At 72.0% G+C, this 15,086-nt stretch carries 15 protein-coding genes; 8 read left to right on the top strand and 7 right to left on the bottom strand.

Annotated features, from left to right (window positions below):
• The coding region (locus tag FV229_RS19375) for a hypothetical protein (RefSeq protein ID WP_147753528.1) at nt 1–237 on the bottom strand (237 nt) is incomplete at its 3' end.
• A 62-nt stretch (nt 238–299) separates the two neighbouring features.
• On the bottom strand, nt 300–1,202 hold the full coding sequence (locus FV229_RS19380; RefSeq protein WP_147753529.1) for a LysR family transcriptional regulator: 903 nt from the start codon (nt 1,200–1,202) through the stop codon (nt 300–302).
• A gap of 170 nt (nt 1,203–1,372) precedes the next feature.
• Between FV229_RS19380 and FV229_RS19385 the strand changes: the two genes are divergently transcribed.
• The 6 genes from FV229_RS19385 to atzF are packed head-to-tail and all read left to right on the top strand — an operon-like array spanning nt 1,373 to nt 7,565.
• The gene (locus FV229_RS19385; RefSeq protein WP_147753530.1) at nt 1,373–2,317 is read left to right on the top strand and encodes an NrtA/SsuA/CpmA family ABC transporter substrate-binding protein; all 945 of its coding nucleotides are present in this window, start codon (nt 1,373–1,375) and stop codon (nt 2,315–2,317) included.
• A 1-nt stretch (nt 2,318) separates the two neighbouring features.
• Nucleotides 2,319–3,212 (top strand): ABC transporter permease, encoded by an 894-nt coding sequence (locus FV229_RS19390; RefSeq protein ID WP_147753531.1) that lies wholly within the window; start codon nt 2,319–2,321, stop codon nt 3,210–3,212.
• A gap of 5 nt (nt 3,213–3,217) precedes the next feature.
• A complete protein-coding gene (locus tag FV229_RS19395) occupies nt 3,218–3,997 on the top strand; it encodes an ABC transporter ATP-binding protein (protein ID WP_147753532.1) in 780 nt (259 codons plus the stop codon).
• Nucleotides 3,994–4,911 (top strand): polysaccharide deacetylase family protein, encoded by a 918-nt coding sequence (locus FV229_RS19400; RefSeq protein ID WP_147753533.1) that lies wholly within the window; start codon nt 3,994–3,996, stop codon nt 4,909–4,911. The genes FV229_RS19395 and FV229_RS19400 overlap by 4 nt, the downstream gene beginning before the upstream one ends.
• A complete protein-coding gene (locus FV229_RS19405; protein WP_147753534.1) occupies nt 4,904–5,719 on the top strand; it encodes an alpha/beta hydrolase fold domain-containing protein in 816 nt (271 codons plus the stop codon). The genes FV229_RS19400 and FV229_RS19405 overlap by 8 nt, the downstream gene beginning before the upstream one ends.
• 49 nt (nt 5,720–5,768) lie before the next feature.
• Complete coding sequence (gene atzF / locus FV229_RS19410) at nt 5,769–7,565, top strand: allophanate hydrolase (protein WP_147753535.1); 1,797 nt, start codon at nt 5,769–5,771, stop codon at nt 7,563–7,565.
• A 15-nt stretch (nt 7,566–7,580) separates the two neighbouring features.
• Here the strand turns inward: atzF and FV229_RS19415 are convergent, their stop codons facing one another.
• The 5 genes from FV229_RS19415 to FV229_RS19435 form a co-directional block, all read right to left on the bottom strand.
• Complete coding sequence (locus FV229_RS19415) at nt 7,581–7,970, bottom strand: invasion associated locus B family protein (protein ID WP_147753536.1); 390 nt, start codon at nt 7,968–7,970, stop codon at nt 7,581–7,583.
• Nucleotides 7,971–7,973: 3 nt separating this feature from the next.
• Nucleotides 7,974–8,219, bottom strand: a complete 246-nt coding sequence (locus tag FV229_RS19420; RefSeq protein WP_147753537.1) for a hypothetical protein — start codon at nt 8,217–8,219, stop codon at nt 7,974–7,976.
• A gap of 8 nt (nt 8,220–8,227) precedes the next feature.
• Nucleotides 8,228–9,262 (bottom strand): YadA-like family protein, encoded by a 1,035-nt coding sequence (locus FV229_RS19425; protein WP_147753538.1) that lies wholly within the window; start codon nt 9,260–9,262, stop codon nt 8,228–8,230.
• Nucleotides 9,263–9,307: 45 nt separating this feature from the next.
• Nucleotides 9,308–10,222 carry a hypothetical protein gene (locus tag FV229_RS19430; RefSeq protein WP_147753539.1) on the bottom strand — a complete coding sequence of 305 codons (915 nt, stop codon included), beginning with the start codon at nt 10,220–10,222 and terminating at the stop codon, nt 9,308–9,310.
• A 213-nt stretch (nt 10,223–10,435) separates the two neighbouring features.
• The gene (locus FV229_RS19435) at nt 10,436–10,852 is read right to left on the bottom strand and encodes a hypothetical protein (protein WP_246688255.1); all 417 of its coding nucleotides are present in this window, start codon (nt 10,850–10,852) and stop codon (nt 10,436–10,438) included.
• 928 nt (nt 10,853–11,780) lie between these two features.
• Here FV229_RS19435 and FV229_RS19440 point away from each other — a divergent pair.
• Together FV229_RS19440 and FV229_RS19445 are read left to right on the top strand one after the other, a co-directional pair.
• Entirely contained in the window at nt 11,781–14,429 is a 2,649-nt protein-coding gene (locus FV229_RS19440) for a DUF3772 domain-containing protein (protein ID WP_246688256.1), read from the top strand.
• Nucleotides 14,430–14,785: 356 nt separating this feature from the next.
• Nucleotides 14,786–15,086 (top strand): GDP-mannose 4,6-dehydratase (locus tag FV229_RS19445; RefSeq protein WP_147753540.1); only part of this gene is annotated, 301 nt, incomplete at its 3' end.

A 15,086-nucleotide genomic window follows, 5' to 3' on the forward strand; every position in this document is an offset into this window, starting at 1 on the left:
GGCGGGCGGCGCGGCCGGGGGCTGGTCGACGAGAGTGCCGATCAGGTCGAGGAGCGCCCGGTACTCGGGGCCGCCGGCGCCGGCGCGCAGGAAGGCGCCGACGGGGGTCTCGGAGGTGCGGCCGCCGGACGACGCGTTCGGCTCGTGCAGGATGGCGACCTCGGCGCCGTCCGCGCGGCGGAGCCACCAGCGGTCGCCGTTCTCGCTGGCGTGGATCAGGCGTCGATCGGTCTTCATGGGGTCGCTGTCCTGGTTGGCACGGACGGAGAAGTCGGCGGGCGCGGTTTCGCTCCCGTACCTCAGGCGCCTGCCTGCCGCCGGTCGAGGCTGTGGGTGAGCTGGTCTGCGAACTTCGCCGCCGCGACGGAGAGCAAGCGCCCGCGCAGCTGCCCGAGGATCATCACCATCGGGTCGAGGTCGCGCGCGTCGATCGGACGGCTGGCGAGGCGCAGGTCGTCGGGGATGCCGCTCGGCACCTGGAGGCTCACGGCCTCCTCGCGCAGAACGAGGTTGCGCAGGAACTCGAGCGAGCTCGACTCGACCACCGGCCCGAGCGGCACGCCCTTCCGCGCCAGGGCCTGCTCCAGGTGCAGGCGGATCGCCAGCGACCGGTCGGGCAGGGCCATCGCATGGGCGAGGCAGTCGCGCAGGCGCACCGGCCCGGCCTCCCGGGCGAGGGGATGGCCGGCCCGCATCAGCGCGCAGAGCGGCTGGCGGCAGGAATACAGCACGTGCAGGTCGGCGGAGGGCGGCGGCTGCAACACTAGGGCTAGGTCGGCCTCGAAGGCGGTCAGCGCCGCCACCGCCTGGACGTGGTCGCGCACCTGCACCGTGAACCCGACCTGCGGAAACCGCTCGCGGTAGGCCTGGACCTCCTCCGGCACCACCTGCGTGACGAAGGCCTGGCTGCAGGCCAGCGCCACGTGCCCGCGCCGGACCCCGGAGAGGTCGGCGATCTGCGAGCGCACACGCTCGAGGTCGGCGAGCTGGTCGCGCACGTGCCGGACCAGCAGCTCGCCGGCCGCGTTGAGCCGCATCCCCTGCGCCAGCCGCTCGAAGATCGGCGTGCCGAGTTCGTACTCGATGTCCTGGACTTGGCGCGTTAGCGCCGAGGGGGCGATGTTGAGGCGCTCGGCCGCCCGGCGGATCGAGCCGCTGCGGACGATTTCGGCGATGCAGGCCAGCGTCCGGGTGTGCTTCATCGCAGATCCCCGCCTCGGGCGCGCTTCGGACGGCCCATACCAACCAGCTAGACCGCCTGTTGCCGAAAGCGCAACAGCCCCATCCCGAATGAGCACTCGTTAGCAACGGCAGGGGGATCTACGCTTCGTACCGTCGCCGTTCCCCGCCTCGCCGGCCTCGGAGTGAAGCCATGATCGCCCGCCGCACCCTCCTTGCCGGCCTCGGGGCCGGGCTCGTCTCGGCGCCCTTCGTGGCCCGCGCCGCCGCGCCGGTGACGATCCGCATGGGCTCGCTCAAGCTGATCCATTCGATCGCGCCATACTTCTACGAGCGCTTTACGCCGGCGGGCTACGTGGTCGAGGTGATCCCGTTCGAGAGCCCGACCGAGTGCAAGAACGCGGTGGTCACCAAGTCGGTGGATTTCGGCACCTTCGGCATCGCCTCGGCGACCCTGGGCGCGGCCGCCGGCGAGCCGCTAACGGTGATCGCCTCGACCTGCAACGGCGGCATGGCGATCATCTCCAAGAAGGATTCCGACGTCCGCGCGGTCAAGGACCTCAGGGGCAAGCGCATCGCCCTGTGGCCCGGCTCGACGCAGGAGGTGTTCGCCCTCGAGCGCATGCGCATGGAGGGGCTCTCGATCAAGGACATCGTGCCGGTGCGCATCTCGTTCTCGGAGATGCACATCGCCTTGGCGCGCGGCGACATCGACGCCTATGTCGGCGCCGAGCCGGCCCCCGGCGTCAGCCTGTCGAGCGGCGTCGGCCAGCTCGTCGAGTACCCCTACGGCACCGAGATGGGCTCGCTCAACATGGTGTTCGGCACCCATCGCGACACGATCGCGGGCAAGCCCGACCTCGTCCGCACCATGCTGGAAATCCACCGCAAGGGCACCGAGTTCGCCGCCAAGAACCGCGACGCGATGATCGACATGGCGGTGATGAAGCTCGGCCAGAAGCGAGAGGCTTTGGTGGTCTCGGCTCCCAACGTCGACCTGACGTGGAAGCTCGGCCCGGACGAGGTGAAGAAGGCCGAGGCCTACGCCCGGCACATGCTCGCCCTCAAGCAGATCAAGCGCCTGCCGGAGCCGGGCTTCGTCGACACCACGTTCGTCGACGCGATGCGGGACGCGTGACATGAGCGCGACGACGGCGACGGAGGCGGACGTGGCCGCCGCGGGCGACGCGGCGCTCCCCCTCTCCCGCACCGGAGAGGGCACCCGCGTTCCACGCCGTCGCACCAAGGACATCCTGCAGCGCATCAAGGGCGCCGCCCTCGCGCTGGCCCTGCCCCTCGCGCTCGCCCTCGTCTGGCACCTCGCCACGGTCGGGAAACCCTACAGCCTGATCCCGCCGCCGGCCGAGGTCTGGACCGAGATGCGCGACCTCGCCGTCGGCGGCGTCAACGACGACGCGTTCAGCGGCACGCTGTGGACGCATCTCGCGGCTTCGCTCGCCCGCGTCTTCGGCGGGTTCGCGCTCGCGGCGGCCGCCGCCCTGCCGCTCGGGCTGTTGATCGGCCGGGTGCCGCTGATGCGGGCGCTCCTCGACCCGACCTTCCAGATCCTGCGGCCGGTGCCCGTCACCGCCTGGCTGCCGCTGGCGATGATCCTGTTCGGGCTCGGGCCGCGCTCAGCCTACTTCCTGGTGTTCCTCGGAGCGTTCTACCCGATCCTCGTCAACACGATCTTCGGCGTGCGCGCGGTCGAGCCCCGGCTGTTCGAGGCCGCCGCCATGCTCGGCTGCACCGGCCCGGCACAGTTCGCCCGCGTGGTTCTGCCCGCCGCCCTCCCATCGATCTTCACCGGGTTGCGCCTCGGCCTCGGCTTCGCCTGGGTGGTCATCGTCGTCGGCGAGATGACCGGCGTCCAGACGGGCCTCGGCGCGATCATCATGGAAGCGCGCCAGCTCTCGCGCACCGAGATCGTCATCTGCGGCATGGTGGTGATCGGCGTCGCCGGGTTCATCTCCGACCGGATCGTCATGGAGATCGGTCGCCGCCTGCTCTCGTGGAGCCCCGCGCATGGTTGAATCCGATGGCTGATCCAACGATCCCGATCGTCGACGTCCGCGACGTCTCGAAGACCTACCTGTCGCAGGGGCGCCGGACCGAGGCCCTGCGCGGCGCCAACCTCACCGTCCAGCGCGGCGAGTTCGTCTGCCTTCTCGGGGCGTCGGGCTGCGGCAAGTCCACTCTGCTGCGGATCGTGGCCGGCTTCGAGGCCACCACCGCCGGCGAAGCGCTGATGTGGGGCAAGCCGATCCCCGGACCCGGCCCGAGCCGGGGCATGGTGTTCCAGGATTACGGCCTGTTCCCGTGGTTGACCGTCCGCGACAACATCGGCTTCGGCCCGAAGTCGCGCGGCCGCCCCGCCGCGGAGGTGCGCGAGACAGCCGCGCGCTACATCGACCTCGTCGGCCTGGGCCAATTCGCCGACGCCTACCCGCACCAGCTCTCGGGCGGCATGAAGCAGCGCGTGGCCATCGCCCGCGTGCTCGCCAACGAGGCCGAAGTGGTGCTGATGGACGAGCCGTTCGGGGCGCTGGACGCGATGACCCGCGAGCGGCTGCAGGACGAATTGCTCGAGCTCTGGAGCCGAACCGGCCTCACGGTGCTGTTCGTGACGCACGCCATCGAGGAGGCGATCGTGCTCGCCGACCGCATCGTGCTGATGTCCCCCGGCCCCGGCCGGATCGAGGCGGTGCACACGGTCGACCTCCCCCGCCGCCGCGACGTCTCGAGCCCCGCCTTCAACGACGTTCGCCGCATGCTCTCGGCCCAGCTCCACAGCCACCACGCGCCGAAGGCCGCATGAGCGAAATTCCGCGCACCGACCGGCGTCGGCCGGAAAACCGCCTCGCCTATCGTGCCGCGATCGACCGGCCGCGCCTCGCACTGCCCGGGGCCAAGGCCGTCGCGGTCTGGCCGGTGGTCAATGTCGAGCACTGGCTGATCGACCATCCGATGCCGCGCCAGATCCTGGTGCCCCCGACCGCGGCCACCCTGCTGCCGGACGTGCCCAACTGGGCGTGGCATGAATACGGGATGCGCGTCGGCTTCTGGCGCTTCCTCGAAGCTTTCGCAGTGCGCGGCATCCGGCCGACCCTGTCGATCAACGGCTCGGTCTGCACCGCCTATCCGCGGGTCGCAGCCGCCGCGCACGCAGCCGGCTGGGAGTTCATGGCCCACGGCTTCGAGCAGGGGCCGACCCACCGGATCGAGGACCAGCCCGGGATGATCGCCCGCACCGTCGCCGCGATCCGCGATCTCACCGGCGCGGCGCCGCGAGGCTGGCTCGGGCCGGGCCTCACCGAGACGCTGGACACCCCAGACCACCTCAAGGCGGCAGGCATCGAATATGTCGGCGACTTCGTGGTCGACGATCGGCCCGCGCGCATCGCCACCGCGCACGGGCCGCTGGTGGCGATGCCCTATTCGGTGGAGCTGAACGACATCCCGCTGCTCGCGATCCAGCATCATCGCGCCGACGAGTTCGTGGAGCGGGCGCTGGCGCAGTGCGACCGCCTCGCCCGGGAAGCTGTCGGCGACGGGCCGCTGTCGGGCGCGAAGATCATGAGCTTCGCCATCCACCCCTACATCACCGGGGTGCCCCACCGCATCGGGCTGCTCGAACGCCTGCTCGACGCGCTGCTCGCCCGGCCGGACGTGGTGTTCCTGCAGGGCGGCGAGCTGCTCGACTGGTACCTGGGGACCGGCGACGATGCCTGAGACGATGGATTGGCGAGACCTCGACCGCTCGGACTTGAGCCGGGCCTACGACAATTCCGGCGCGGTGGCCGACAGCGCCGCGATCGTCGCCGGCTGGCGGACGCGCAGCGCCGCGTTCCGCGAGGCCCAAGTCGACGCGCTCGACCTCGCCTACGGGCAGGGCGAGCGCCAGCGCATCGACGTGTTCCGCTGCGGCCGGCCGAGCGCACCGATGCTGGCCTTCCTCCACGGCGGCTACTGGCAGCGCAACGATCGGCGCGGCTTCTCCTGCATGGCCGAGGGGCCGCTGGCGCGCGGCCTCGACGTGGCGCTCGTCGGCTACACCCTGGCGCCGGAGGCGCGCCTGACGGACATCGTCGCGGAAGCCCGCGCCGCGCTGGCGCTGCTGCGGGCCGAGGGCGGCGGGCGCTGGCTCGTGGTCTCGGGCTGGTCGGCCGGCGGGCACCTGGCCGCCGCGGTCGCCGACGCGGCCGACGCGGCCCTCGCGATCTGCGGCATCTTCGACCTCGCGCCGATCGCCGGCACGACCCTGAACGACGCGCTGGCCCTCTCCACCGAGGAGATCGAGACGCTCTCGCCGGTCCGCCACCTGCGCCCGGGCACGCCGCCCGTCGCGGTGGTGTACGGCGGCGACGAGCTCTTCGAACTCCGCCGCCAGTCCGACGCCTACCACGCCGCCCGCGGTGCCGCGGGGCTGGACGGGCCGCTGATCCCGGTGCCGGGCGCCAACCACTTCACCGTGCTCGACGCACTGATCGACCCCGACGGCGTCATCAGCCGCACGGCCGCGCAGCTCGCCGGATTGTAGGCCCCCGACAGAGGCCCCTTCCCAGCAGATCGACCCGACGAGACGCCCCATGCCCCCGTTCCCGACGATCCCCGCCCTGCACGCGGCCTACGCCGCCGGAGAGGACCCGCGCGCGATCCTGGCGGAGGTGTACCGCCGCATCGCGGACGCCGACGATCCCGGCATCTTCCTCGCCCTCGTGCCGGAGCCGGAAGCCGCGGCGGCCCTGGTCGCCCTCGGTCCGTTCGATCCGGGGACGCGGCCGCTCTGGGGCATCCCGTTCGCGGTGAAGGACAACGTCGACGTCGCCGGGATGGCGACGACGGCCGCGTGCCCCGACTTCGCCTACACCGCGACCGAGACCGCCCACGCGGTCGAAAAGCTTCTGGCGGCGGGCGCGATCCTCGTCGGCAAGACCAACCTCGACCAGTTCGCCACCGGCCTCGTCGGGGTACGCACACCCTATCCGGTGCCACGCAACGCGATCGATCCGGCCTACGTGCCGGGCGGCTCCAGCAGCGGCTCGGCGGTGGCGGTCGCCCGCGGCCTCGTCGCCTTCGCGCTCGGCACCGACACGGCGGGCTCGGGCCGGGTGCCGGCGGCCCTGAACAACGTCGTCGGCCTGAAGCCGTCGCTCGGCAGCGTCTCGACGCGCGGCATGGTTCCGGCCTGCCGCACGCTCGACACGCTCTCGGTCTTCGCCGGCACCGTGGCCGACGCCGACGCCGCCTTCCGGATCATGGCCGGCTACGACCTCGCCGACGCGTATTCCCGGCGACTGCCGCTGCCGGCGCCGTCGGCGATCCCGCCCGGCCTGCGCCTCGGCGTGCCGGATGCGCAGGGGCTGGATTTCGCCGGAGACGCCCTGTCGGAGGCGGCCTTCGCGGCGAGCCTTTCCGACCTCGAAGCACTCGTCGGCGCAGCGCGCCCGGTGGACTTTGCGCCGATGTTTTCGACCGCGCGCCTGCTCTACACCGGCCCCTGGGTGGCCGAGCGCTACCAGGCGATCCGCGACGAGATCGAGACGCGGCCCGAGATCCTGCATCCGACGACGCGGGCCGTGATCGAGAACGCGAAGGGTTTCTCGGCGGCGGACGCCTTCGGCGGGCTCTATCGCCTGGCCGAGCTGCGGCGTGCGGCCGACGCGGTCTGGGACGCGGTCGACGTGCTCGTCGTGCCGACCTTCCCGCGTCCGCGGACGGTCGCCGACCTCGCCGCCGACCCGATCGGACCGAACAGCGAGCTCGGCACCTACACCAACTTCGTCAACCTGCTCGACTGGTGCGCGCTCGCCGTGCCCGGCCGCTTCCGGGCGGACGGCTTCCCCGCGGGGGTGACGCTGCTTGCGCCCCGCGGCCGCGACGGGCTGATCGCGGCAATCGGCGCCCGCCTGCACGCGGCGTCCGGCGTGCCGATCGGGGCGAGCGCCGTGCCGGTCCCGGAGGCGGTCGCGCCGAAGGGGCCTCAGGGCGACGCAATCGAGCTGGCGGTGGTCGGCGCGCACCTGTCGGGCCTGGCCCTCAACGGCGAGCTGACCGGCCTCGGCGCCCGCTTCCTGCGGGCCGTCTCGACGGCGCCGGACTACCGCTTCTACGCGCTCCCCGGCGGCCCGCCGCATCGGCCGGGCCTGCTGCGGGTGGCGGCCGGCACGGGCACGGCGATCGAGACCGAGGTCTGGGCGCTCCCGCCCGAGGCCTTTGGCCGCTTCGTCTCGACGATCCCGAGCCCGCTGGGCGTCGGCACCCTGCGCCTTTCCGACGGCACGGCCCCGAAGGGGTTTTTGGTCGAGGCCGAAGGCGTCGTCGGCGCCGAGGAGATCGGGCGCTACGGCAGCTGGCGCGGGTTCCTGGCCCGCGCCGCCGGTTGATCCGGGCGAAACGCGCTACTTGAGGCTGGCGATCGCGCCGGCAAGGCCGTCGAGGGAGGTCGCGATGGTGACGGGGGGGGCGGTCTCGCTCCGGCGATAGCGTACGCGGACGGAGGCGCGCGCGGCGATCGCCTGGCGAAGGGCCTCGTCCACCGCCAGGAAGCCGAGGCAGAGGCTGGCGTTGCAGCTCTCCAGGCGGATCACGGTCTCTTGGACCGGGCCGAACGCCAGCCCCACGGTGCGAGCCGACCATGCGCCCACCGGCGCGCGCACCACGAAGACCGGTGCCCCCGCGCTGGTGGCCGCGAGCGACCAGCTGAAGGCGAAGGCCCCGTCTCCATCGACGATCGATTGCGAGGCGTTGCAGACCCGGCGATGGCGGCGCAAGTTCTCGTCGCAGATCAGGGTTCAGGTCGCGAAGGCCTGGATCATCCGGCGCGTATCGCCCGGCGCCTCGCCGGGCGGCGGCGCGCCCTCGGGCGGGTGGACGCGATAGGCCGGCGCCGCGAACTGGGCGCGGGGCGGGTCGTCGGTGGAGACTGCGCCGCGCATCGCGAACGGCCCGAGGGCGCCGTCTCCGGCCGGGGCCGCGAGCGCGGGCGCCGCGAGTAGCATCCCGAGCCCGGCCGCGGCGGCGATGGCGTGTGCGCGCACGGCCCGCCTCAGTTGAGGGTGAAGCTGGCGCCGGCGCCGATCCCGAAGTCGCGTCCGGCGGCGACGCCGGTGGCGTTCACCCGCGCGGACCCGTCGGGAAGCGTGTAGCCGATGCCCATCGAGGCCGCGCCCTCGCCGCGCCAGACGCCGCCGCCGGCCGCCATGCTCAGCTTGCCCGGGCGGTCGTCGAAGCGGAGCGAGGCGGCCGCCAAGCCGATCGCCGCGCCGCGCCGCGCCTCCTGGCGGACCTGCCCGACCTCGTTCTGAAGGCCGGCGAGCTGGCTGCCGAAGGCGTTCGCCTGCTTCTCCAGCGGCGCGACGCGGGCGTCGGTGTAGGCGGTGCCGGCGGCGTAGCTCGCCTGCACCCGCTGGTCGGTGTAGGCGAAGCTCTGCGCCTTGGCGGTCGCGACCTGGGCCGTCACCTGCCCGAGGTTGGCGGCATCAGTGGGCTGCACCCCGGCCGCGACGTTGCGGATCAGAACCGGCTGGTTCGGGTCGCTGCCGGCCAGCGTCATCGACTGGCCGCGCCCGCCGGTCGCCGGGTCGACGTCGTACTTCACCACGAACGCGTCCACCGCCGCGAGCGCGTCGCCGACGCCGGAATAGGACCGGCCGCCGAGGGCGTAGGTCGGCCCGGTGAATCTGCCGTCGGCGGCGAAACCCGCTCCGCCGCCGAGGGCGCCGGCGAGGTTGCCGCCGACCGCGCGGAGCTGGCGCAGGTTGACCGCGTCGGTGTCCTGGGTGCCGCCGGCGACGTTGACGATCTGCCGCTCCGCGCCCTCCGCGCCGACCGAGACCGCGCCCGCGGTCGAGGCGACCGTGATCCCGGAGAACGCCTCGGCAGCCCCCGAGAGCCCGGCGAGGCTGTCGGTCGCGGTGGCCTGGGCGGCGGCACCGGTGCTGCGCACCGCGACGTAGCGGCTTCCGGCGGTGTTGAGGGTGGTCACCGCGGCATCGAGGCTGCCGAGCGCGGAGCCGACGTCGCCGAAGCTCGCGCCTTGGATCACGTAGCTCGGGGCGGTGACCGAGCCGTCGGCAGCCACGCTCGACCCGCCGCCGAGGCTCCTCGCAAGCGAAGCGGAGAGCCCTTAGACCTGCCCGCCGCTGACCGCGTCGGTGGAGCCCAGGGCGACCCGGCCGCCGGAGACGCCGGTGAGCGTTCGGGCCGTGCCGTCGCGGTCGGCGAAGCTCACCGTGGTGCCGTCGGTCTCGGCGCCGACGGTCAGGCCGCGGGTCGCGGCGTCCTGCTTCACGAGGCCGACGCTGCCGTTGGCCAATCCGGCCGACAGGCCGGCGACCGCCTGGTTCGTCGCATAGAGCTGGCCGCCGTTGACCGCCCCGTTGGAGCCCGCCGCGAGGGAGCCGGCGGAGACGCCGCTGAGCACACGGCCGGTGCCCGCGCTGTTGCGGAAGTCGACGAGCGCCCCGTCCGTCGCGGCTGCGACGCGGATCGCACGGCTCGTCGAGCCCTGCCGCACCAGGCCGAAGGTGCCGTCGTCGATGCTCTGGCGCAGCGCGTAGAGCTGGTCTCCGTTGACCGCATCGGTCGAGCCCGCGGCGAGGCTGCCCGGGGCGAGGCCGGTGATGCGGACCGCGGAGCCGACGGTCCCGGCGCGGCTCAGGTCGATGCTGGACAGCCGGTTGCCCGACCCGTCGGTGTCGTAGCGCAATGCGAGCTGGTCGAGAGCGCCGACGACGCCGGGCACGGTGGCGTAGGATCGTCCGTTGTAGGTGTAGCTCGGCGGCGTGTAGGTGCCGTCGCTGCCGAAGCTGCCGCCGAGCGCTGTCGCATTCTTGGTGACCCCGCTCCCGACCGAACGGAGCTGGCGGACGTTGACGGCATCTGTGTCCTGCTGGCCTCCGGCGATATTGGTGATCTGTCGCTCAGCCCCTTGTGCGCCGACCGACACTTCGCCGTTGGCGGAGGACAGGGTGTTGGTGGTAAAGGCCTCGGTGCCGCTGAGGCTGCCCCGCAGCGCCATCGAGCCGGCACCGAGCGCCACGGACCGCGCCTTCGTCGCCGAGGCTCCGCTGCCGACCGCCAGCGCCGAGCCGCCGACGGCCCTGGCGTTGTCGCCGATCGCGATGTTGCTGGCCGTCGGATTGCTCCCGGTTTCACCGGCGACGGAGAGGCGGCCCAGCGCCAGCGCGTCCTGTCCGTAGGCGCTGGCGATGAACCCGTGGGCGAACGAGAAGTCGCCGACCGCATAGGATTGTCATCCTAGATCGATGGCGACGGCGCCGAGCGCTTGGTTGTTCGTCCCGAGCGAAAGGGTCGAGCGGCCAGTAGCGATGTTGGCATAACCGATCGCGACGCCGTAGGAGCCGGCCGCGTCGTTGTTCGCGCCGATCGCGGTCGAGTTGAAGGTCCCGGTGCCGGCCGAGTTGTCGTAGCCGACGGCCACGCCGCCGGCGGCGCCGACCGTGGACTTCTTGCCGATCGCCGTGCCCGACGGCTGGGCGCCGGCACTGGTCTCCCCGGCGCCGGGCGGTGTGGTGCTGCCGTTCGCGCCGTTCTGGATGTTGCCGCCGGTCCCGGCCGCGGGGATGCCGACGCCGCTAGCATCCCGGTAATTGATGATGCCCTGGTTGTTCGTCGCCGACTGCGCGGAGGCGCCCGACCCGATCGCCACGGCACCGGCGCCAGCCGAGCTCGCGTTGTAGCCGCCGGCGAAGGACTCGTCGCCGGCGGCCGTCGCATTCGGGCCGATCGCGGTCGCGTTCGTTCCGGCCGACGTGGCGCCGGTGCCGGCATTGTAGGCTTGCGCCGAAGCCGAGGGCCAAGGTCAGCGCGCTCGAGGTCAGCAGGTGGCGATGCAGGCGCGCCGCAGGGCGGTCACAGGGTCGGTGGCTGGACGTGACGACCGGTGGTTCCTCGAAACACGCAACGAACAGAACGGGACGGGCAAGGCGGTGCCGCGAACATCCAGTCACGCGATGGGCGGATGCTCTCGGTCGATCGGGTCGGGCGGGCGTTCCGGCCATGCGCCTCGGAGGTCGGAAGGCGGATCATGCTTCGGGCAGGCGATCGCCCTAAAAAAACTTCCTTGTTCTCACGGCCCCTTCAGCGCTGTTTGCTGCATTCGGATTTGCGCTTCAGCGAACATTTGAGTCCAGCCGTGTCGTTTATGACGGGTCATGATTAAAATCATGCTACTCGCGGCGATGTCGGATCGGCGTCGCTCAGGGACACATCGGGGCCGCTTTCGCGATCCGGCCAGGGGGGCGGTGTGACGGCCGACGTTGGGGCCGGCGGTCGTCCCGTCGCGATCACGAATTGATCGGACGGGCGGGCCGGCGGGCGCGGACGGGCCGAATGCCGGCCTCAGCCTTCGACCACCGGGGGGCGAACTCGGATCGCGGACGGCCGCAGGGTTATCGTCTCCGCCGGGGGTTCTGGGCGGCCCCCGGCACGCTTTCGCCCCATTGATCGGCGACACGGCGCACCTCTTGCGGGACGGCACCATGGCAAGGGCATCACGGAAGGGCGTCGCGGAGCCCGCGCCCACGGCCCTGTGCCCCCATCCTGCCGTCGCCCCTGCCGAGCATCCAAGGATTTCGATGAGTCGTCGCCCGTCCGCGCGCAGCCGAATCGCCCGCGAAACGCGCCTGCACAGTCCGATCCGCTCGATGATCGCCGCCGGGCTGGCGGCGCTCCTGCTCGCCCCCGGCCTTGGTTGGGCGCAGTCGGCCCCGCCGCCGGCCCCCGCGGCCGGGACCCAGACCAAGACGCCCGACGCCAAATCCTCGGAGACGAAGCCGGCCGAGGGCAAGCCTGCTGACGCCAAGCCGGCCCCCCCGAAGCCCGAGATGTCCGAGGCGCTCAAGGCGGTGCGGGCCAAGCTCGACGCGGCCAAGAACGACCTCGCCGCGCGCGAGAAGGAGCTCGCCCGCACCGATCTCGGAACGCCGGAGCTGTCGGCGATCCGCGACGGCGTCGGCCCGGTCACCGACGAGATCCGGACGATCATCGGCCGGCTCGACGCGCCGCTCGAATCCGCCCGCGAACGCCTGACCCAGCTCGGGCCGAAGCCCAAGGACGCCGAGGAGAGCCCCGAGGTCGCCCAGGAGCGGGTCGAGCGCGACGCGGCGGTCTCGCGCATCGACGAGACCCAGCGGCTGGCGCGCTCGCTCCTGGTCCAGGGCGACCAGATCATCGACCGGGTCTCGAACCGGCGGCGCGAGTCCTTCACCAAGGGACTGTTCGAGCGCAGCTTGGCCCTGGTGAGTCCGCAGCTCTGGAGGCGGGTCGCGGCCGACGTGCCCCGCGACGTGCGCTCGCTGCAGAGCGCGCTGTCGGACATCCTGCTGCTGTTCTCGCGCAACGGCACGCTGGGCAACCTGCTGCTGCTCGGCCTCGCCTTCGGCGTCTCGGTGGCGCTGTATTTCGGCCGCCGCAACATCGCCCCGCGTCTCGGCCGGCGCGACGCGGCGATGGCCGAGCCGACCCGGCGCCAGACCCTCCTCGGCGCGTGGCGGGTGCTGCTGCTCGGCACCGTGCCGGCGGTGATCGGCTCCTACGCGGTCTATTACGCCCTCGACGCCACCGACCTCCTGCCCTCCCGGCTGCTGCCGGTGGCCGGCGCGATCCTGGCCGGCCTCGCCTTCATCGCCTTCGTCGAGGCCCTGTGCGACGGCCTGCTCTCGCCGGACAAGCCGCAGTGGCGGCCCGCGCCGGTGAGCGACGCGGCGGCGATCCGGGTGACGCGGCTCGCCGTCGGCATCGCCACGGTGATCACCGTGGTGAAGTCGATCGAGGCGCTGAACTCGGGCATCTCGGCGGCGCTGCCGATCTCGATCGCCACCCGCGGCATCGGCGCGGTCGCGACCGCGCTGATCCTCGCCATCGGCCTGCACCGCTTCGCCGACAAGGAAGAGGAAGAGGAGGCCTGCTTCGGCCCCTACGTGCCGACGAAGACCACCACCGGCCTCGGCGGCCCGGCGCGCCTCGTCGGCTGGGCGGCGACGGCCGTCATCGGCGTCGCCGCCCTCGTCGGCTACGTCGCCTTCGCCACGTTCGTGATCGACCAGCTGGTCTGGACCGCGAGCCTCCTGGTACTGCTCTACCTGCTCGTGCAGAGCGCCGACACCTTCGTCGGCGGCTCGCTGTCGGACGACACCCGGCTCGCCACCACGCTCCAGGCCAACACCGGCCTGCGCAAACGCTCGCTCAACCAGATCGCGGTGCTCTCGACCGGGGCCGCGCGGGTGCTGCTGTTCCTGATCGTGGCGCTCCTGGTGCTCGCGCCCTGGGGCCTTGATTCGACCGACATCGTCTCCTCGATCCGGCAGGCCTTCTTCGGCTTCAAGGTCGGCGACGTCACGATCTCTCTCTCGACCATCGCGCTGGGCCTCGGGATCCTGATCCTCGGCATCGTCATCACCCGGGCGGTCCAGCGCTGGCTCGAGCAGGTCTACCTGCCCGCCACCGACCTCGATGCGGGCCTGCGCAACTCGATCTCCACCGTGTCGGGCTATTGCGGCTTCCTGCTCGCCCTGGCCCTGGCCTTCTCGTATCTCGGCCTCAGCCTGGAAAAGCTGACGATCGTGGCCGGCGCGCTCTCGGTCGGCATCGGCTTCGGCCTGCAATCGATCGTCAACAACTTCGTTTCGGGCCTGCTCCTGCTCTGGGAGCGGCCGATCCGCGTCGGCGACCAGGTGGTGATCGGCGATTCGGAGGGCATCGTGAAGCGCATCTCCGTGCGCTCCACCGAGATTCAGACCTTCGACCGCTCGGCGGTGATCGTGCCGAACTCCAACCTGATCTCAGGCATCGTCAAGAACCGCGTCCGCGGCGACCGGACCGGGCGGGTGTCGCTGACCGTCAACGTGCTGCGCAACCAGGACCCGGCGCGCGCCGCCGAGATGCTGCTCGCCTGCGCCGCCCAACACGCCGACGTGCTGAAGGAGCCGGCACCGCGCGTGGTGTTCCGCAAGATCGGCGACCCGTTCCTCGAATTCGAGCTCGTGGTGATGATCGTCGACGTGAGCCTCGGCCTGAAGGTGCAGAACGACCTCAACTTCGCGGTGTTCGGGACACTGTCCCAGGCGGGTTTCATCCCGCCGCTCGGGCCGGGCTCCAGCATCGTCACGGTTCAGGGCCTCGACGGGATGCAGGAGGCGTTCTCCGAGATCGCCGGCCGGTTCCGCCCTCCGCCGGAGAACGGGATCGACTCCGGCCGCGACACGAGCCCGCTCGGCGCCCGGTAGCGCGCGAGGCTCGCTTCCGCGGGCGGGCAACCGAGGTTCGCAAGCACGCAAAGATGGATTTCGTCCGCCGATATACCCGCAAGGGTTGCAAGAACAAAAGTCCTTGGCCAAACCCTCCGGCATCGTTCGCGAGCGGGCGGGACGATTCGCGATGGCGACGCACCCGCCTGCCTCCGCCAACGGCGCGGTGGCGCCGCCGGGGACCGGACCCGCACTACGCCTGCGTATCGACAGCCGAGGTCGGGCCTCTGATGCGTTGAAAACGGCGGTTCCGGTGGATATGCCACCGGGAAACACCGTGCGCCCTCGCTCATCGAACGACGGAACGTCACGTTTAGATGGAAGAGGTCTCGCAGATGAGCACCAAGACGGCACTGATCACCGGCATCACCGGTCAGGACGGGGCGTATCTCGCGCAGCTGCTGCTGTCGAAGGGCTACGCGGTGCACGGGGTGGTGCGGCGCTCCAGCCATGCCGGGGTCTTCGACCACCGGCTGAAGTGGCTCGGGATCGAGAACGACGTGGAGCTTCACGACGGCAACCTGCTCGACCTGTCGAGCCTCGCCCGGATCGTTCAGGCCGTGCAGCCGGACGAGGTCTACAACCTGGCCGCGCAGTCGTTCGTCACCGCCTCGTGGCAGCAGCCGCTGCTCACCG

It is taken from the genome of Methylobacterium sp. WL120, from assembly GCF_008039465.1.
Lineage (GTDB): Bacteria > Pseudomonadota > Alphaproteobacteria > Rhizobiales > Beijerinckiaceae > Methylobacterium > Methylobacterium cerastii.